This window comes from Hymenobacter sp. UYP22 (assembly GCF_040547285.1).
In the GTDB taxonomy this organism is placed as follows: Bacteria; Bacteroidota; Bacteroidia; order Cytophagales; family Hymenobacteraceae; genus Hymenobacter.
The window spans coordinates 240,957-259,248 of record NZ_JBEPPK010000001.1 but is presented as its reverse complement, the minus strand read 5'-3'; the positions used below and the strand labels follow the sequence as shown (position 1 = coordinate 259,248).

General features: G+C 57.1%; 20 protein-coding genes. 9 read left to right on the top strand and 11 right to left on the bottom strand.

Going from position 1 to position 18,292, the window contains the following annotated elements; translation table 11 throughout:
* Positions 1 to 70: 70 nt before the first annotated feature.
* The 3 genes from ABIB60_RS01210 to ABIB60_RS01200 all read right to left on the bottom strand — a co-directional run bounded on the left by ABIB60_RS01210 (position 71) and on the right by ABIB60_RS01200 (position 3,112).
* Positions 71 to 730: a metal-dependent transcriptional regulator gene (locus tag ABIB60_RS01210; RefSeq protein WP_354577135.1), complete on the bottom strand. Its 660-nt coding sequence runs from the start codon at positions 728 to 730 to the stop codon at positions 71 to 73.
* 120 nt (positions 731 to 850) lie between these two features.
* Complete coding sequence (locus ABIB60_RS01205; RefSeq protein ID WP_354577134.1) at positions 851 to 1,864, bottom strand: 3-oxoacyl-ACP synthase III family protein; 1,014 nt, start codon at positions 1,862 to 1,864, stop codon at positions 851 to 853.
* 99 nt (positions 1,865 to 1,963) lie between these two features.
* The gene (locus ABIB60_RS01200) at positions 1,964 to 3,112 is read right to left on the bottom strand and encodes a glycosyltransferase family protein (RefSeq protein WP_354577132.1); all 1,149 of its coding nucleotides are present in this window, start codon (positions 3,110 to 3,112) and stop codon (positions 1,964 to 1,966) included.
* 128 nt (positions 3,113 to 3,240) lie between these two features.
* Between ABIB60_RS01200 and ABIB60_RS01195 the strand changes: the two genes are divergently transcribed.
* Positions 3,241 to 4,065, top strand: coding sequence for a 2,3,4,5-tetrahydropyridine-2,6-dicarboxylate N-succinyltransferase (locus tag ABIB60_RS01195; protein ID WP_354577131.1), 825 nt, complete (start codon positions 3,241 to 3,243; stop codon positions 4,063 to 4,065).
* 219 nt (positions 4,066 to 4,284) lie between these two features.
* The gene (locus ABIB60_RS01190; RefSeq protein ID WP_354577130.1) at positions 4,285 to 5,091 is read left to right on the top strand and encodes a hypothetical protein; all 807 of its coding nucleotides are present in this window, start codon (positions 4,285 to 4,287) and stop codon (positions 5,089 to 5,091) included.
* A gap of 79 nt (positions 5,092 to 5,170) precedes the next feature.
* On the opposite strand, the gene msrA is transcribed toward ABIB60_RS01190, so the two are convergent.
* Both msrA and ABIB60_RS01180 read right to left on the bottom strand, forming a co-directional pair.
* Positions 5,171 to 5,719, bottom strand: a complete 549-nt coding sequence (gene msrA / locus ABIB60_RS01185) for a peptide-methionine (S)-S-oxide reductase MsrA (RefSeq protein WP_354577749.1) — start codon at positions 5,717 to 5,719, stop codon at positions 5,171 to 5,173.
* 256 nt (positions 5,720 to 5,975) lie between these two features.
* Entirely contained in the window at positions 5,976 to 6,866 is an 891-nt protein-coding gene (locus tag ABIB60_RS01180; protein ID WP_354577129.1) for a 3-hydroxyacyl-CoA dehydrogenase family protein, read from the bottom strand.
* Positions 6,867 to 7,200: 334 nt separating this feature from the next.
* On the opposite strand from ABIB60_RS01180, the gene ABIB60_RS01175 reads away from it, so the two are divergent.
* Positions 7,201 to 7,371 carry a lmo0937 family membrane protein gene (locus ABIB60_RS01175; protein ID WP_315997667.1) on the top strand — a complete coding sequence of 57 codons (171 nt, stop codon included), beginning with the start codon at positions 7,201 to 7,203 and terminating at the stop codon, positions 7,369 to 7,371.
* Between the two features lie 112 nt (positions 7,372 to 7,483).
* Here the strand turns inward: ABIB60_RS01175 and ABIB60_RS01170 are convergent, their stop codons facing one another.
* The gene (locus tag ABIB60_RS01170) at positions 7,484 to 8,260 is read right to left on the bottom strand and encodes a hypothetical protein (RefSeq protein ID WP_354577128.1); all 777 of its coding nucleotides are present in this window, start codon (positions 8,258 to 8,260) and stop codon (positions 7,484 to 7,486) included.
* Between the two features lie 19 nt (positions 8,261 to 8,279).
* Positions 8,280 to 9,902, bottom strand: coding sequence for an ABC-F family ATP-binding cassette domain-containing protein (locus ABIB60_RS01165; RefSeq protein WP_354577126.1), 1,623 nt, complete (start codon positions 9,900 to 9,902; stop codon positions 8,280 to 8,282).
* Positions 9,903 to 10,186: 284 nt separating this feature from the next.
* Here ABIB60_RS01165 and ABIB60_RS01160 point away from each other — a divergent pair, with 284 nt between their 5' ends.
* Both ABIB60_RS01160 and ABIB60_RS01155 read left to right on the top strand, forming a co-directional pair.
* On the top strand, positions 10,187 to 10,660 hold the full coding sequence (locus ABIB60_RS01160) for a DUF4199 domain-containing protein (protein WP_354577124.1): 474 nt from the start codon (positions 10,187 to 10,189) through the stop codon (positions 10,658 to 10,660).
* Positions 10,661 to 10,875: 215 nt separating this feature from the next.
* Complete coding sequence (locus ABIB60_RS01155; protein ID WP_354577123.1) at positions 10,876 to 11,331, top strand: hypothetical protein; 456 nt, start codon at positions 10,876 to 10,878, stop codon at positions 11,329 to 11,331.
* Between the two features lie 320 nt (positions 11,332 to 11,651).
* On the opposite strand, the gene ABIB60_RS01150 is transcribed toward ABIB60_RS01155, so the two are convergent.
* A complete protein-coding gene (locus ABIB60_RS01150) occupies positions 11,652 to 11,966 on the bottom strand; it encodes a hypothetical protein (RefSeq protein WP_354577121.1) in 315 nt (104 codons plus the stop codon).
* 261 nt (positions 11,967 to 12,227) lie between these two features.
* On the opposite strand from ABIB60_RS01150, the gene ABIB60_RS01145 reads away from it, so the two are divergent.
* Positions 12,228 to 13,004: a murein L,D-transpeptidase catalytic domain family protein gene (locus ABIB60_RS01145; RefSeq protein WP_354577120.1), complete on the top strand. Its 777-nt coding sequence runs from the start codon at positions 12,228 to 12,230 to the stop codon at positions 13,002 to 13,004.
* A gap of 86 nt (positions 13,005 to 13,090) precedes the next feature.
* Here ABIB60_RS01145 and ABIB60_RS01140 read toward each other — a convergent pair whose 3' ends face one another.
* On the bottom strand, positions 13,091 to 13,285 hold the full coding sequence (locus tag ABIB60_RS01140) for a hypothetical protein (protein WP_354577119.1): 195 nt from the start codon (positions 13,283 to 13,285) through the stop codon (positions 13,091 to 13,093).
* Between the two features lie 190 nt (positions 13,286 to 13,475).
* Between ABIB60_RS01140 and ABIB60_RS01135 the strand changes: the two genes are divergently transcribed.
* Complete coding sequence (locus ABIB60_RS01135) at positions 13,476 to 14,285, top strand: M48 family metalloprotease (protein ID WP_354577117.1); 810 nt, start codon at positions 13,476 to 13,478, stop codon at positions 14,283 to 14,285.
* Between the two features lie 92 nt (positions 14,286 to 14,377).
* A complete protein-coding gene (locus ABIB60_RS01130) occupies positions 14,378 to 15,322 on the top strand; it encodes a diacylglycerol/lipid kinase family protein (protein ID WP_354577116.1) in 945 nt (314 codons plus the stop codon).
* Here ABIB60_RS01130 and ABIB60_RS01125 read toward each other — a convergent pair.
* Together ABIB60_RS01125 and ABIB60_RS01120 are read right to left on the bottom strand one after the other, a co-directional pair.
* Entirely contained in the window at positions 15,287 to 16,507 is a 1,221-nt protein-coding gene (locus tag ABIB60_RS01125; protein WP_354577114.1) for a metallophosphoesterase, read from the bottom strand. The two genes, ABIB60_RS01130 and ABIB60_RS01125, sit on opposite strands and share 36 nt — an antisense overlap.
* 100 nt (positions 16,508 to 16,607) lie before the next feature.
* Positions 16,608 to 17,240, bottom strand: coding sequence for an LON peptidase substrate-binding domain-containing protein (locus ABIB60_RS01120; protein WP_354577112.1), 633 nt, complete (start codon positions 17,238 to 17,240; stop codon positions 16,608 to 16,610).
* 262 nt (positions 17,241 to 17,502) lie between these two features.
* Between ABIB60_RS01120 and mtgA the strand changes: the two genes are divergently transcribed.
* Positions 17,503 to 18,249 carry a monofunctional biosynthetic peptidoglycan transglycosylase gene (mtgA, locus tag ABIB60_RS01115; protein WP_354577110.1) on the top strand — a complete coding sequence of 249 codons (747 nt, stop codon included), beginning with the start codon at positions 17,503 to 17,505 and terminating at the stop codon, positions 18,247 to 18,249.
* Positions 18,250 to 18,292: the final 43 nt, after the last annotated feature.

Below are 18,292 nucleotides of genomic sequence, written 5' to 3'. Positions count from 1 at the left end.
GGTGCTGGCTTAACCTCCGTAAGTGTCCCTTCGGCTTCCTCCTTTACTTGAAACAATAAAAGTTACCTGCCTAATCGGTAACCAGTAAGTTGCGGCTTACCTCAGCGGAAATCAGGTATTTAATCTTGTTATTTATCTTGATTTCTAAGGAATTATCAAACGTGACTTTGTCTACTACTTCAATCTGAGTGCCCAGATTTACCCCTACTTTATCCAGGTATTGGAGGAAGGAAGCGGAAGTGTTTTTAACGGCAATTACCCTGCCTTGCTCGCCGGGACGGAGGTCGGAAAGCAGGCGGTGCTGGGGGCGGTGGAGCACCCCGTCGGCCGTCGGGATAGGGTCACCGTGCGGGTCGAGTTGGGGGAAGCCCAGAAACTCATCGAGGCGGCGTACCAGCAGGTCGGAGTCGATGTGCTCCATCTGTTCGGCTACATCGTGCACCTCGTCCCAGTTGAAGCCCAGGTGCTGCACCAGGAATACCTCCCACAGCCGGTGCTTGCGAATGGTGAGTAGCGCCAGCCGCCGGCCTTCCTGGGTGAGCGTAACGCCCCGGTAGCGGGTGTAGTGTAGCAGGCCTTTTTCACCCAGGCGGCGCAACATATCAGTAACCGAGGCGGGCCGGGTCTGCAACTCATCGGCCACACTGTTGGTACTGACCTCGGTGCCGGGTTGGGCTTCCGCCAGTTTGTAAACGGCTTTCAGGTAGTTTTCCTCGGTGTAGCTGGGCATGAATGGGAAGTAAAAAGTAAAAGTTAAAAAGTCAAAGGTCCGAGCCGCTTCCGTATTCTGAAAGACAGAACCCGGGGCAGCTTTGACTTTTGACTTTTTAACTTTTCTTTATCTGGAAAGCTACCACTTAATCAGGGCGGAAGCCCAGGTGAAGCCAGAGCCAAAGGCCGCCAGGCACACCAAGTCGCCGCGCTTGATGCGGCCTTCCTGCACGGCTTCGCTCAGGGCAATGGGTACGGAAGCTGCCGTGGTGTTGCCGTAGCGCTGAATATTGCTGAAGATCTTCTCATCCGGCAAGCCCATTTTCTGCTGCACGTACTGCGTAATGCGCAGGTTGGCCTGGTGCGGAATCAGCATGTCGATGTCCTGGGGCTGGTAGCCGTTCTGGTCGAGGGCCTCCTTGATAACCTGGGGGAAGCGCACTACTGCGTGCTTGAACACGTTCTGGCCGTTCATGTAAGGGTACATGTCCAGGTGGTTCTCAACTACGTAGTCTACCCGGTTGTTGCGGTTGGAGCCGGGCTCTTTCACAATCAGCTCCTCGGCGTGCTCGCCCTGGGAGTGCAGGTGGGTGCTCAGGATACCGTGGCCCTCCTGAGAACTAGGCCGTAGCACTACCGCGCCGGCGCCATCCCCAAAAATGACGGATACGGCCCGTCCGCGGGTGCTGATATCCAAACCCGAAGAATGAATTTCGGAGCCGACCACCAATACCGTATCATACATACCGGTCTTGATGAACTGGTCAGCCATGCTCAGGGCGTAGACAAACCCTGAGCACTGGTTGCGGACATCGAAGGCCGGAATAGGAGCGGCAATGCCTAATTCGCGCTGGAGCAATACCCCGGAGCCCGGGAAGAAATAGTCAGGCGACAACGTGGCAAACACAATCATTTGCACATCGTTGGGCGTGAGGCCAGCCATTTCCAAGGCTTTGCGGGAGGCATTAGCGGCCATGTTAGCGGTGGTGTCCTTGCCTTCCTCAAACCAGCGCCGCTCCCGGATGCCGGTGCGTTCCTGAATCCACTCGTCGGTGGTATCAATCAGTTGAGTTAGGTCGGCGTTAGTTACCACTCGGTCGGGCACATAATGGCCAACGCCGGCAATTTCGGAGTGTCGGAGAGAGTTGCTCATGAGTAGGGGAATTTACGGGCAGGGCAGTTACTGAATGGGAGAGCCGAAGGTAGAAAAAATCGGTACCCTGCTCCGTAAACGGGCCGCAAAGGTCGGTAGTTACCCAATAGAATCCATAAGGTGAAGCAACTTTCCTGCTTCGCTGCTCCACAGGGCACTCGAAGGTGGCCCAGCGGAGTAAAAAAGCGCATTCTGCAACTGCTGGGCAAGCCTCGGTGCGGAAGGATAGTCGCCTTGCTGAAAGTCGAAGATGATGCCAGCTTCGGCGTCGGCCACCAGCGGCACCCACAGCGGATTGGGCGGTACCACCACGGGTAAGGTGGTAGCCTGGTATTCGAACAGCTTTGTGGGTACGCACCGGGCCGTGCTGGGATGAGGCCGGTAGGGCAGTAGCCCCACGTGGCTTCGCCGGATTTCCGCCACCACTTCAGCGTGCGGCACCAGCTCGGGGCCGCCCCGTAGCGTGAGGGCCTGGGGGGCGGCAGCCACGGCGGCTTGCAGGCGCGCCAGCAGGCCCGGCTGCTGACACGCCCCAATAATGGTCAGGTGAGCCTGGGGCCAGGCCTCCCGCAAGTGCAACGTAAACCGAATAGCTTCCCACACGCCGTTCAGCTCCGAAATGGTACCGGAATACAGCAGCCGCAGCGGCTCCGAAACGGTGGGTAGGCGGCGCGGGTACACGGGCGGCGCGCCATTATAAGGCTGGTACTTATTCTCCAGAATAAGGGTGCGGGCCTTGGCGGCAAAGGGAAGCTCCTCGGCGTAGCTGCGTTCCGCCAGCAGAATGGCCGCCGCCCGGCGGGCAGCCCGGTCTTCTAGGTGGCGTACCAGTCCGGCCAGCAGCCCTCTGGCCCAGGCCGGGTACACGGCCTGGGTCTGGATGTTGAGCGCATAGTTCTCCCGCACATCATACATGAAGCGGCAACCGGGGTGCCAAAACTGCCAGAGCACAGTCATCGGCAGTAGCTCCGGCGCATGGACCACCACTACCTGGGGCCGGAGTCGGCGCAGCAGTTGCCAGTAGCGCCACTGAGCCAGCAGCCGGGCCAGGCTCAGGCGGGAGCCGTGTAGTAGGGCGTGCGTGTGCAGGTTGGGCGGTAATTGGGCCGGGCCCGGAGCCCAACGCCCGGCTACGTGCACCTGCGTAGGCCGCTGCCCGGCCAGAGTGCGCCCAAACTTGCCCAGCATCCGGGTGTCATCCAGGGGCTTGAGCACGGAGGCCAGTAAAATGGTAAGGGGCGGCGGCATATTGGACGCGAAGATGGTACTTTTGCGCCGCTTGCGTTGTCTGGTTCCGGTGGTCAGGTGTCAGTGTGAACTGAACCGGGGCTACCCGTAACGGACAACCAGTACCTGACACCCGATAACTCATTTGCATGTCTGAACTACAAACCCTGATTGAAGCGGCCTGGAACGACCGGAGCCTGCTGCAACAACCCGCCACTACCGAGGCTATCCAGCACGTTATTGAAGAGCTCGACAAAGGCCGTTTGCGCGTGGCCCAGCCCGGCGCCACCGAAGGTGCCGATTGGCAGGTGAACGACTGGGTGAAGAAGGCCGTCATCCTGTATTTCCCCATCCGCCAGATGGCAACCATTGAAGTGGGCCCCTTTGAGTTCCGCGACAAAATGCAGCTCAAAAGCAACTATGAGCAGCAGGGCGTGCGCGTGGTGCCCCCGGCCGTAGCCCGATACGGGGCCTACCTGGCCCCCGGCGTTATCATGATGCCGAGCTACGTGAACATTGGCGCTTGGGTAGGCGAGGGTACTATGGTGGACACCTGGGCCACCGTGGGCTCGTGCGCTCAAATTGGGGCGGGGGTGCATTTGAGCGGGGGCGTGGGTATTGGCGGCGTACTGGAACCAGTGCAGGCCGCCCCGGTTATCGTAGAAGATGGCGCTTTTGTCGGTTCCCGTAGTATTCTGGTAGAAGGCTGCTTCGTAGGAAAAGAAGCCGTTATTGGGGCAGGCGTTACCATCACGGGCAGCACCCGCATCATTGATGTAACCGGCCCCGAGCCCAAGGAGTACCGCGGCTACGTGCCGGCCCGCTCGGTGGTAATTCCGGGTTCCTTGCCCAAACAGTTCCCCGCCGGCGAGTACCACGTGCCCTGCGCCCTCATCATTGGGCAGCGCAAACCCAGCACCGACCTCAAAACGTCCCTCAACGACGCCCTGCGCGAGCATAACGTGGCAGTATAGTACGTACCAAGCTGCCTTTGTAATGAGTGGCCCTGTCGGCTCAGTAGGTAGTTGACAGGGCTGCTTTGCGTATGCACTGGCCGCTAAATTGGCAGGAGCAAGGGGCAAAACCCACTATCTTCGTAGGAACGCCCAGGCAAATCTGCTAACATTGTAGGCTGCGGCCCTCACCTCTATAATTCCCTGCCGGGCTGCCGGACTATTCTTTCTTTTTGCTTGATGAGTACCCACAAATCAGTTGTTTCGGCCGCTCAGGCCCGCGAGGAAGTGCGCGACTACGTTGCTCAGGAACTGGGCGTTGACTCCGAAGCCATTCAAACCCGGGTGGCCTTCAACCGGGAACTGCCCTGGGTAGATGGCCGCGTCCGGCCCTGCTTTCTGGTGGAGTGGGCCGAACCCAACGGCCGCGACGGAGTAGCCATTGCGGGACCGTATACGCACAACTTCTTTGAATTCAGCCGCGCCGATGCCTATCAACTGGGCGCGCAGAACGCTTGGCGCCAGCAGCTGCTGAACCTCTACGCCGGCTGCGAGCTGGTAGCCCAGGCCCGCCTCACCCAGCCCCTGACCGATACGCCCGACCCCACGCGCCTAGCTATCATCAAGCAGAGCCTGGAGGAGCGGACTAACTGGCGCATTGCGGTAAATGTGTCGTTGCGCGACTTTCTGCGTCTGGGCACCGATGAATACTACATCTTCAACGGTAGCTGGGTCTGGAACCCGAACTACCGCTACTCTCATTTGAAAGGCTTTATTCCGTACGGCGAAAAGACGCTGATGGAACTGCCCAAAAGCGAATTTTTGCCGGTAAAGAACTTCTCACCCTTCGAAGCCATTCCTCCTTTGGGGGAGGACGGGGCTTACCCCGGGGAGCTGGTGAGCTTCATTATTGTGAAGAACAACCAGATTCTGGAAACCCGCGCCCTCGACCTCTACGCCCGCACCCTCATGAACCAGGTAGCCATGTTCTACGCCCTGGGCCGGGAAAACGGCCCCTTCCAGATTGATTTGGTAGAGCAGCAGTAGAGGCAACAAAGCCAAGCAACGAAAAAGGGGCTCTGCGGATAGCAGAGCCCCTTTTTCGTTGCTTGATACGAGCCAGTGTTTAGCGCACGGAAGCCTTTTCGGTTTTCAGCTTGTCGGCGAAAACCTGCCGTACTTTGTCCACCTTCGGTTTTACCACAAATTGACAGTAAGGCTGCTGCCCGTTCTGGTTGTAGTAGTTCTGATGGTAATCCTCGGCGGCGTAAAACGTCACGGCTGGTACAATCTCCGTCACAATAGGATTGGGGAAGGCATGAACCGCATCGAGCTTCTGCTTGTACTCCGCCGCGAGGCGGTGTTGCTCCTCGTTGTGATAAAATACGGCCGAGCGGTACTGGGTGCCGGCATCAGCTCCCTGGCGGTTGAGAGTAGTCGGGTCGTGAGTTTTCCAGAATACCTCCAGCAGCTCCGCAAAGCTGATAACACTGGGGTCGTAGGTAATTTGCGCTACCTCAGCGTGGCCCGTGAGGCCGCTGCACACTTCCTTATAGGTAGGGTTGGCAATGCGGCCACCCATGTAGCCGGATACTACTTTTTCGACGCCTTTGAGGTCCTGAAAAACGGCTTCGACGCACCAGAAGCAGCCGGCACCAAATGTTGCCTGTTCCATTCGAGTTGATTTCTTGGTAGAGGTGGAGGGAGAGGTTTTTTGGGCGAAGGCCGCCGTGAGCAGGCCCACACTCAATAACACCGTTGTAATAGCTCGTAGCATACGGGTATAAGGCTTTTGCGGTGAAAAAAGTTTAACCCAAGGGCTCAACAATAGAGGCCCTCCGGTTCCGGCTCAGTACCTAGCTACGCGGGGTACTGAGCCGGAACCGGAGGGCCTGAATGGAAGGGCCGCTGCAGGAAAAAGTTATGAAAAGTTATTTCGTGAAGCGTTCAGCTACTACCAGCTCTTTGGTGCCGTGGCTCCAGCTATAGAACCCTTCGCCTGACTTTACGCCGAGGCGGCCGGCCGTTACCATATTTACCAGCAAAGGGCAGGGGGCATATTTGGGGTTGCCCAGGCCCTCGTGCAGCACCCGCAGAATAGCCAAGCATACATCCAGCCCAATAAAATCAGCCAGCTGCAGGGGGCCCATTGGGTGGGCCATGCCCAGCTTCATCACGGTGTCAATTTCCTCTACGCCGGCCACGCCCTCGAACAGCGAATAGATGGCCTCATTAATCATGGGCATGAGGATGCGGTTGGCCACAAAACCGGGGTAGTCGTTGACCTCGGTAGGGGTTTTGCCCAGCTGCCGCGACAGTTCCATTACCTGCGCCGTTACCTCGTCGGAGGTAGCGTAGCCCCGGATGACCTCCACCAGCTTCATCACCGGAACCGGGTTCATAAAGTGCATGCCAATCACCTGGGCGGGGCGCTTGGTAACGGCCGCAATTTTGGTGATGGAAATAGAAGAGGTGTTAGAGGCCAGAATAGCCGAGGAGGGTGCGTGCTGGTCCAGCTCCCGGAAGATGTTCAGCTTGAGCTCTACATTCTCGGTGGCGGCTTCCACCACCAGCTCGGCATTGCGCACGCCCTCGGCAATGCTGGTAAAAGAAACCAGGCGGCCCAGCGTGGCCGTTTTGTCTTCCGCCGAAAGGCTGCCTTTGCTTACCTGCCGGTCCAGGTTTTTGCCAATGGTAGCCATGCCCTTATCCAGGGCTGCTTGGTTAACGTCAATCAGGGAGACTGAAAATCCGTGTTGGGCAAACACGTGGGCAATACCATTGCCCATAGTGCCCGAGCCAATAACAGCTACGTGGTGCATATGCAGAAAACAAAAGGGTGGGAAAAGACCTGTACTTCAGGCCTGGGTAGCTGCAAAGCTACGCCGAAACTCGGCCTGCCCAAGTGGCCAGCTGGCATACAGTAGCGTGGTAATGTATAGTTTTTTTCAGATACTAAAATGCCTTTTCCAGCCCGTACGACGCCTTTAACACGATTGGTTTGGGCTGGTACGAAAAAAAGCTGATGAGTTTTTAAACCTTTTGCCGGAAGTGCCGCGTACAAAACCGCAGATCCGCTTCCGAACACAGTTCACCCAGTTCGTTCGGAAATCGATTTATTTCTCTCCCTTTTTCACCAACTCTCTCCTCACCATCATGGGTAATCTACTGTATATCATCGCCGTAATTTTGATCATCATCTGGGCCCTGGGCTACTTTGGTGTAATGGGTGCCGGCATGCAGGGCAACAACCTGATTCACATTTTGCTGGTAATTGCCATTATTGCCATCCTGCTGCGCGTGATTCGCGGCGGCCGGGTAGTGTAACTGGCGCCATTTCCACGCTAGTAGGTGGAAATCAAAATCCGAAAAACACAAAAAGCCCCGCTCATACTATGAGCGGGGCTTTTTGTGTTGAAGCCTACCGTTAAACGGGTATCTACTTAAGATCAAACAGGAAGCTAAAGCGGATAACAGGCTGCCCGTAGATGTCATTAATGCCGTCGTTGAAGTTGTAGAGCACAACAATGTCGGCGGCGGCCCGGTCGCTGAAACGGTTGCGGTAGCCGGCTCCCGCCAGGGGTGTGCGCACCGTAAGCTTGCCGGGGTAGAGGTAGCCGGTACTCGGGTCCTGGAACAGTACTTCTGCTTTGGTTACCTCGTATTCGGCATGCAGAAAAAACTGCTTATACACGATGTACTGCGCAAAAGCTTTTAAGCCCAAGCTGTTGGTTTTGATGCTCTGGAAGCCCCGGGCAGAGTAGCTGTTATACGCGTAGGAAATACCCGGACCCGCTGCAAACTTCTCCGTAAACCGGTAGCCGATGGCGGGGGCAATGCTCCCGCTGAATTGGCTGTAGCCACCGTAGCTGCTGAAGCCTAACCCGAAATTGGTATACAGGAAGTATTTCCGCAATGGGGGAGGCGGGGCCGCTACGCCCGGTCGCTCCGGCAAACTCAGCCCCGACGGCCGGTTTGGGTCGTAGGGCATGTTGGAGGCCGGTACGTTGGGGTCGGGCGCAGTTGGAACTGTGGGAGCCGGAGCCGGCTGATAGACCGGCTGCTGAGGGCGGGGCGTGGGGGCTGTGCCGGGTGGGGCTGTGTTCAGCTGCGGCTTTACCGTACGGGTGGTATCCGTGGTTTGAGCCGAAACGGTAGGGGCCAGCCCAACCAGGCCGGCCCCACTCATCAGCATCAGAAAAAAGAGTCGTTTCATAATGCCTGCAGTAACGTAATTACGATACCAACTGATACATGCGCTGACGCTGAGCCCGAATGTTTTCGTCGGCTAGGTACTCCTCGTAGCTCATGCGGCGGTCAATGATACCATCGGGGGTAAGCTCAATGATGCGGTTGGCCACCGACTGAATTACCTGCAAATCGTGGGAGGCAAATAGCAGCGTGCCGTTGAAATCCCGCAGGGAGTTATCCAGCGCCGTAATGCTTTCCAGGTCCAGGTGGTTCGTCGGGTCGTCGAGTACCAGTACGTTGCCACCTTCCATCATCATTTTGGAGAGCATGCAGCGTACCTTCTCGCCCCCGCTCAGCACGTTCGACTTCTTCTGCGACTCCTCACCCGAGAACAGCATCCGGCCCAAGAAGCCCCGGATAAACGATTCATCTTTTTCGGTGCTGTACTGGCGCAGCCAGTCTACCAGGTTCAGGTTGGTGTCGAAGAACTCGGTATTTTCCTTGGGGAAGTAGCTAGGCGTGATGGTGGTGCCCCATTTAAAATCACCGGTATCAGCCTTAATCTGCTCAAACAGGACGTCGAACAGGAGGGAGGCTGCCCGGTCGTCGCGGCCGATGATGGCCACCTTGTCCTTCTTATCAAGGGAGAAGGACACGTTGCGGAAAATCACCTGCCCATCAACCGATTTGCTGAGGTTCTCCACCGTGAGCAGCTGGTTGCCAGCTTCCCGCTCGGGTTTGAAAGCAATGTACGGGTACTTGCGCGAGCTAGGCTTAATCTCCTCCAAGGTCAGCTTTTGTAGCAGTTTCTGGCGGGAGGTAGCCTGCTTGGATTTGGAGGCGTTGGCCGAAAAGCGGCGCACGAATTCTTCCAGTTCCTTGCGCTTATCCTCTGTTTTCTTGTTCACCTCCTGGCGCTGGCGCAGGGCCAGCTGGCTGCTCTCGTACCAGAACGAGTAGTTGCCGGGGTACATGGTAATTTTAGAGAAGTCGAGGTCGGCCATGTAGTTACACACCGCGTCGAGGAAGTGACGGTCGTGGCTCACCACAATCACCGTGTTCTGGAACGAGTCGAGGAAATTTTCCAGCCACAGTACCGTTTCCGCGTCCAGACCGTTAGTCGGTTCGTCCAGCAGCAGCACGTCGGGGTTGCCAAACAGGGCCTGGGCCAGCAGCACCCGCACTTTGTCGGAAGTACCCAAATCAGCCATTAGGGTGTGGTGCTTATCTTCGCCAATGCCAAGCCCGGAAAGCAATTCAGCGGCTTCGTACTCGGCATTCCAGCCCTCCAGATCAGCAAACTCACCTTCCAGCTCAGCCGCCCGCTCCCCGTCGGCATCCGAGAAATCGGCTTTGGCGTAGAGGGCATCCTTTTCCTCCATTACTTTCCACAGGCGCGTGTGGCCCATAATTACGGTTTGGAGCACCGGGAAGGCATCGGCCGCAAACTGATCCTGCTTTAGCACCGAGAGGCGGGCGCCCTTGGGCATGTCCACTGAGCCGGTGTTGGGCTCAATCTCGCCCGACAGGATCTTGAGAAACGTGGACTTGCCGGCGCCATTGGCTCCAATGAGGCCGTACACGTTGCCGGGCATGAATTTGATGGTAACGTCTTCAAACAGAACGCGCTTACCGTAGCGCAGACTTACGTTGGAGGTGCTGATCATATAAAAAGTAGGGCCAAAAATCTTTAAAAAGGGCAGCCAAAAGCCAACCAGCCGCAAAAGTACGCAAAATGGTCTGCCCAACCGGAATAGGCAGCCAGTGCCCGAAAAAAAACGGCTGATTTCACAACCGGTTCGCCCTCAAGCTGGTATAGAAGCAAGGGCAGAAGCCAAGTCGGGAAAAGTGCGCTAGTTAGCAAGCCCAAGAAACAGTCCAGTAGCTACACTTGGTTCCGGCCCGAGTCTCTCCGTGGTTTCTCTTTCATCACACCCCTTCTTCTCTTTGTATGGCAACTACCCACATTACGCCCGAAACCAACGGTGTCCGCTACGGTCTGTTTACGGCTGGGGGCATTATCCTGTACTTTCTGGTAGCCTCCCTTTTCGGGTTGGCTGAACGGATTGAACTGAGCTTTCTGAACGGTATTATTCTCGCAGTTGGCATTTGCATGGCCATTGTGAACTACAAGAACTCCCGGCATGGGCGCATGCCTTACCTGCACGGGTTTGGCACAGGTATTATTACTGGCGCTGTGGCCGCCATTGTCTTTGGCCTCTTCTTTATTGTGTACGCGGGCGTACTGAACCGTCACATCATGGACGGCATCCGGGCCCAAGACTTGTTCGGGTTTGATCTGTCCGTCACTATTGCCTTCTTAGCTATTATTCTGCAAGGTGCCATGTCGGGGGTTATCATCTCGCTAATTGCTATGCAGTACTATAAAAGTCCCGACCATAAGCCATTGACGGGGCTGGAGTAGGGCTTGACGACCCCGACGCCGCCTGCGCCCAATTTTCATCCTCGGTTTGGGCGGCTTCGGAATTACTCAACCTTGCAGTATTACTATATATGGTGTTTTACTTGTAAATAGTTTAACAAAACTTAGGGTTGTGGCTTGTATTTATGAATAAAATGGTATTAATTTGTATAAATACGTAGCTCGAGCAGTGGAATTTTATTCAGGTAAAATTGGTTTTGCTTCTCAACTACACCTATTTGTTTTCCGCACCTGCTGCTTTCCAACCGTTTATGAAAGCTTTTTTTGTTCTCCTACTCCTTGTAGGGCTTAGTTTCGGGGCTCAGGCCCAAATGAAAGACCGGCACTCTGAGCGTCCTGGACCTCCAGAATTCTTTTCGGCTCAGGCAGAAGAGGTAACCCGCCTAATGAGCGACCAACTCCATCTGAATGAAGCTCAAATCATTCAGATGCGGGCTATTAACAAAATCAAGCTTTGCCGTGCCGATGAGATTCAATGGCAGTACCAAGACAACCTCGCGGAGCGAAACGCCCACTTGGCTGAACTGGAAACTCAATTTGAATCGGAATGCAGCCGTATTCTGACGCCTTCCCAACTCAGCCTGCTGCGGGATGATAAGCAGTTGGATGCCGCGCCAGTCCCAGTAAATACCACTGAGGGAGGCTTGGGCTAGTCGGACACGCCATAAAGCCAAAAGCCGCTTTCCATTTATGGAAAGTGGCTTTTGGCTTTATGGCGTGTCCTTACAAGGCTGTGTGTACAGTAAGCAAGGCTACATAACGCCACGTCATGCAGAGCGCAGCGAAGCATCTCGCGTGCTGACGTTGCGGTAATATCCATACATCAGCACGCGAGATGCTTCGCTGCGCTCTGCATGACGTTCCGCTTGGTAGTAAGAAGCGTCACTGTCCACAGACCCTAGATGAATCAGAAAGCAGTTGTGCAGGAGCCCGTAGCAAGTAATGGCCAGTATAGTTGAAAAATTTATATTTTCTATTTACTCAGTACAGGGATTATTAATTCCGTGACGGTGCCCGTAGCCCCGCTTCTGATTAGTAGGCGGTTCTGGGTAGACCGGGGGTGGCCAGGGCCGCATTGGGTGCCGGGGGTGATGTAGTAGATATATACCTTGTCGCTTTGCTCTCCTAACTCTTCCTCGTCAGGGTGGCCCAGCAAGGCGGTTACATCGTTGATTCGGGCTCCGTATACCTCGTTTCGGTGCTTTTCAATAACGGGCAGCAACGCCTGGCGCTGGTTATTACACCCGTACGAATCGGCGCGCCAAGTGGCAGAATTGAAATCTGGCAAAGTGGGGAGAGAATGGCCGCAACCAGCCAGAGCAAAGCCAAGCGCTAGAAAAGCTGGTACCCGACGAAAGAAAAAGGAAACGATTTGCACAGGTAAGTAGTTGAGCGGGACGAGGTTGTTTGAAGCAAAAGTACTATTTTTGGCCAGCCCACAGCAGTGCCAGTGCTCAGGCTCCTTCGTTTTCCTTCGCCCCGACTACTTTAGCCGATGACGAGTTTGCCGACGTTTGCTGCCGGATTATTATTCACTTGCCTCACCAGTTTGCTGCCATTGCGGGCCAGCAGCGGAGCTTCACCATCATTTATCGCCCTAGTAGCTGCCAAAGACGCGCCGGAACCAGTAGTACTGAGTGCGGCAGAGCGAGCTTACTACACGGCTGCCTTTGAGCAACAGATAGTTGCCACCTATACGCAGGCCCGCTTACTACCGGCTGGGCTCCCGTTGGAAACATTTCGGAAGGCCGTAATTGGTTTTTATAGCCTGCAGCAGCGGGGAGCCATTGCGGCCAGTTGCCACACCGTAACTATTATCGACTTTGGGCGTTCCAGCACGCAGGAGCGTTTTTGGGTGGTAGATATGGCTCAAAACCGTTTGGTGCACCGCTCATTGGTGGCCCACGGCAAAAACACCGGCGCCGATTACGCCCGTACCTTTTCAAACCGGGAGGGCTCCGAAATGAGCAGCCTGGGCTTTTATGTAACTGGCGAAACCTACCAGGGCAAGCACGGACTTTCCCTGAAGCTGCGCGGCGTGGATGCTGGTTATAATACCAATGCCTTGAGCCGGGCCGTGGTAGTACACGGCGCCGAGTATGTAAGCCAGGATTTTGTGCGGCAACACGGGCGTTTGGGGCGGAGCCAGGGCTGCCCGGCCTTGCCAGTAACTCAGGCACCGGCCATCATTCGTACCATCAAAGGCGGTACAGTGCTGTTTGCCAACGCGCCGGGCAGTGTGCTCTACCACTCAGAACTGCTCAAGCTGGATCAGGCATTGCTGGCCTTTGCGCAGCTCAAGCATTTAGCAGTAAGCGCCGGGTAATTTTAGCCTTATAACACATGAGCGCCCCGTTCCTGGCCAGCAGGAGCGGGGCGCTCATGTGTTTCTGTTACAGCCCAGAGCGGAGGTTAGGCCCGGTCACTGGTAGTACGTACCAGGTTGATACCGGCAAAGAAGAAAATCAAGCCGACAATGAAGGGTACCAAGGAGTTGACCTTACTTAGGCCGAGGCCACCAATACCCAGGAAGGCCATGGCAGCAATGATGATACCAACGATACCGAGAATAGTGAGGATGCTGCCGAAGGTGCGTTTCTGGTTCATGACGTAGAGAGGTTTCAGTGGAGGAGAGAAGCTGCCGGTTGGGGCCGGCGGCCGGGATACGCCCTCATACGAGCCCCGTCAAAATTTGGGTGCGGCCGTACAGGCAACCCTACTCAAAGCGCCGCGTTACAAGGCCAGACAGGCTTTTTGCCTGGTTAAACTCCCCTCACTCCCTTTCCCTACACTCATCATGCGAGGCAACCTTCGATACATAATAGCCCTGGTGATGGCCGCTTTTGCGTTCATCCCCTACTACTGCAACACCCAGAAGAACGACGTAACCGGCGAAGTACAACACGTGGATATGTCGGCCGATCAGGAAATAGCTCTGGGCTTGCAGGCCGCTCCCGAAATGGCTCAGCAATATGGCGGTATCCACCCCGATAAGCAGGCCGGTGCGGCTTTGGAGCGTATAGGCCAGCAGGTAGTGCGGAGTACGAAAGCCGGCCAGTCGCCTTATAAGTTTCAATTTCACTTACTGGCCGATGAAAACACGATTAATGCGTTTGCCCTGCCCGGCGGACAAGTGTTTATTACGGCTGGGCTGCTGAAAAACCTGACAACGGAAGGCCAGGTAGCCGGGGTGCTAGCGCATGAAATTGGTCACGTAGTAGCCCGGCACTCGGCTGAGCAAATTGCCAAATCCCGCCTGACCAGCGGCCTGACCGGAGCCGCCGCCATTGGCCTCTACGACCCGGAGCGGCCCGGCACCGCCGCCAGCGCCGCCGCCGCCGCCATGGTGGGCAAGCTGCTGACCCTGCGCTACGGCCGGGAAGATGAGCTGGAGGCCGACCGCTTGGCCGTGGATTTCACCCCAGCCGCCGGCTATGACCCTCGGGCCATGATTCAGGTGATGCAGGTGCTGGAGCGCAACAGCCAGGGCAGCACCCCCCCGGAGTTTCTGAGCACGCACCCCAACCCGGGCAACCGGATTCAGGAGTTGCAGCAGGATATTGCCGCCGACTACCCGCAGGGGCTACCGGCTAATCTGAAGCCCTAGTTGTTGTTGTTTTGCCCGCATAGCCAGCCATCTGCTGGCTATGCTCGTTTAGGGCCCCTGGTTTCATTGTAGCTACCATACTTTTTTCGGTTATGCCTGCTCAGCTTCGGCAACTACTATTCGTACTGAACCCCATTTCCGGCGACATTGATAAAACGGCGCTAGAGGCTACTATTGCCGCGTATTGCACGGAGCGGGGCCGCACAGCTACCTTCTTCCATACCAACGGGCACGATGACTTGGCCCGGCTCCGCCGCCAGCTGATGCAGCCCTATGACGCGGCCTTTGCGGCCGGCGGAGACGGTACTGCCAGCCTGGTAGCCGAGGCCGTCAGTGGCACTCCGGTACCGCTGGGCATTATCCCGCTGGGCTCGGGCAACGGCTTATCCAAGGATTTGGGTATTCCGCAGAGTGTAGAGGAAGCCCTGCGCCTAACCTGGGACTACACGCTGCGCACCCTGGATACGCTGCGCGTGGGCGGGCTATTTGCTGCTCATTTGGCTGATATTGGTTTCAATGCCCTGATAGTGGAGCGCTTTGACCAGGGTGATGCCCGGGGGCCGGCTGCGTATGTGCGCATTGCCACCCAGGAGTACGCGGCTTATCAACCCGCTACCTACCGCATTGAAACTGACCGGGAAACCTGGGAGGGGGAGGCGTTTATGCTGACGATTGCCAATGCCAATACCTTTGGCAGTAATGTGGTCATCAACCCCCAGGGGCAGCTGGACGACGGCAAATTTGAAATCTGCCTGATTGCGCCGTTTCCCAATACCGCCGCGCCGGGCTTGCTCTACCGGTTATACACCAGTGACTTCGACGCTTCGGACTACACCAAGCGGCTACAGTGTGAGCGGGCCAGCATCAGCGTGCCCGGCGCTACCGAGGTATTGGTACAGCTGGATGGGGAGCCTCATCACCTGCCCAATCCGGTAGAGGTAGAAATCAGGCCCGGTAGCCTGCGGGTGCTAGTACCGCCCGCTGCCGCCCGCTGCCGCTCGCTAGCTGCCCAGAAACTGCTCCAAGCGCTTGGGTAGGGCAACCACGGCCGGCTCCACTGCGGGCTTGGGGTATAGCCGTAAATGGAAAACCTCCGTTTCGGTACCTGGCTCCAGGGTCCGAAGCCAGGTTTGATGGGTATAAAAGTCGAGGCTGAAAAATCCGGTGTGCTCGTGTACAAAGCTGGCCTGGCCCCCCTTCTGCACGAAAGCCGTTTTGCTGCCCGACCCACTCACCAGATAATGCCCCCCGTGCCGCTGAAAGTACTGTAGGTTGTGGTCGTGGCCGGCGGCGTACACTACATCCGGAAAATCGTGGAGCACCCTTAGCAGGCGGCGGCGCATTTTGCGGTAGCGCGGGTGGGCCATGTCCTCGGCGGCACCCACCACCTTGCGGTATAGCGGTAACAAGGAGCCAATGAACGGCAACGGCACGTACGCCTGCTTGTGGACTGTAGTGAGCGGAAAAACGTGCTGCTTGGCCGTGAATTTGCCGCCATGCAGGGCGTTGGAATAGAGTGGGTGGTGCCCGGCTACCAGCACCCGCTGGTGGCGGTTGGCTTCCAGAATGGTGCGCAACTGCCGGAACGGCTCCTTGGCATCGGCAACGGGCTTGGGGCCCCGTTGCACCCACCATTGTGTATTTATCACAACCAATAGCACGCCAGCGGCGAGTTGCAGGGTAACGGGGCCAGGAGCACCATTTACCGGCAGAAAGTGCGCCGTGGGTAAGTGCTGCTTTACGTAGGCTTCCTGCCGCTGCAAGTATTCCCAGCCATCTGGCCGGCCCTTGTTCCAGTCGTGGTTGCCGCCCAGCAGCACCACTTGCCCCTGAAACTGGCTAAGGGCTCCCAGCAATGCATCGAAACGAGCCTCCGCCAGAGGACGCTTAGCGTGGTCAGGAGCAGGCATACCCACGGGGTAAATATTGTCGCCGAGGATAATAATAGTTCCGGCTGGGCCGGTTTGAGCCTGCCACGCAGCCAGTAGGCTCAACACTGGGTCAGAGCCGGAAGTAGCCACGGCACCCGGGTCGCCAAGCAGAGCCACGCGGTGCAAGGGCGCTTCCGGGGGCAGCGGGGCAGCGGCCCAGTTGTTGTGGGCCGGGGCTACGTAGGGGCGGCGGCGGTAGCGGCGCTCCTGCAGGTAGCGGCGCAGTAGCCACAACAACAGGACTCCAACCGCCAGAGCCAGGGCGTAAGCAAAAACGGAAGAAGCCGGCACAAGCAAGAAGTTAGTCAGTCGGTGCCTATTACGTAAACAAGCAGCATGCTGCTGTGCAAGAACTGGAAAATCCTGCTGTGCCAGGAGAGCTATGAGTAGGCTAGAAGGCTGGCGGAGTTAGGTTTTTGAAGTGGCCGTTAAGCCGCACCCGTTCCTTGAGCCGCTCAGTTTCCTGCAGCACGGGCAGTACAGTTTCCAGATGCGTAAGTACCAGCTGCTGGCGCTCCAGCTCAGTAGCAGCCTCCAGCAACTGGTATTCCTGCTCGGTGCTCATGCCCAGATGGTGGGCCACGTCATAGGCCCGGAAGTTTTCGGGCAACTCCAGCAGCAGGCGCTGCAGCCCCAGAATAGCATACAACTGCCGGATAAGATGGCGGGTTTGCTGGTACATCACCAGGTCGGCGGCAGTGTCATCGGGGAGAGGCTCCACGGTGGCGCCGGCATACAGCTTGCCGGGCAGCTCATGAAAAAACTCCCGCACCCGGAACACCCCCACGGCCTTGGTGCGAATGTCGGTTTCGCCCGAGGCATAGGTTTTCTCGATGTGCAGCAGCTTCATTTCCGTGCCCAGAGTGCTTACGCTCCCGTTGATGTAGGGCGGAATTCCGAAGGTGATACCCTCCTGTACGCAGTCCTGTACCAGTTGCCGGTAGCGGGGCTCGAAGATGTGCAGGTTGAGCTTTTCGCCGGGAAAAACCACCAGATTAAGCGGGAAAAGTGCCAGCTGGCGCATGCGTAGGGTGGGTAAGGATGGGAGCGGAACGCGGAAGAAGGGTAGAGCACCAGAAGTGCCCCACGGCCAATATGCGCAAAATATCCTGAGGCACCCCGTAGCTGGCCTTCCTGGCTTCGGCCAGCCTGGGCCGGTGCGGCGGCCGCCCCTGGCCCGTAACCAACAGAAATGACAGCCCCGGCCCGCTGATTATGCGGGAACTGCATCTACTTTTACGGCAGATTATGCAGAAGCCTCTCGAACAACAGCAGCACACAAGCGCGTGACGGATTACAAAAAAACAGCCCGCCGGGTGAGCCGGATAGCTATTCAGGTGGTAGCCGCCCTGTTTCTGACCTCAGTGGCGTGGGTGCTGGTGTACCGCTGGGTAAGCCCCCCCGCCACCTGGCTCATGCTGGACCGCCGCGCCCACGCCCCGGTCGGGAAAGGCTATTACGGCATACAGGAAGATGACCGCCGCATCCGCTACACCTTTCGCGGCCTTGAGGAAGTATCACCGCAATTGCCCCTGGCCCTGGTAGCGGCCGAAGACCAGCGTTTTCTGGTGCACCACGGCTTCGATGGGGAGGCGTTGCTGAAGGCGGCCAAATCCAATATGAGCGGGAGCAAGCAGCTGCGGGGGGGCAGCACCATCTCGCAGCAGGTAGCCAAAAACGTATTTCTGTGGCACGGCCGCAGCTATGTGCGCAAAGCTGCCGAGGCCTACTTTACCCTGCTCATTGAGCTGCTCTGGAACAAGCGCCGCATCATGGAAATGTACCTGAACGTGGCCGAAATGGGCGACTGTATTTTCGGGGCGGAAGCGGCTTCCCAGCGGTATTTTCATAAGTCGGCCAGTAAGCTCAACCCCCAGGAGGCGGCGCTGCTGGCGGGTGTGCTGCCCAACCCGCTACGGTTTCGGGCCAGCAACCCCGGCCCCCAGGCCCGGGCCAAGCAGCGCCGCGTGCTGCGCCGCATGCGCCAGTTGCGCGGCTCGGTGTACGTGCGGGAACTGATGAGTCAGGAGTAACTTGACTGTCAAAGTTGGTATACGCACAAAAAATCCCCGCAGA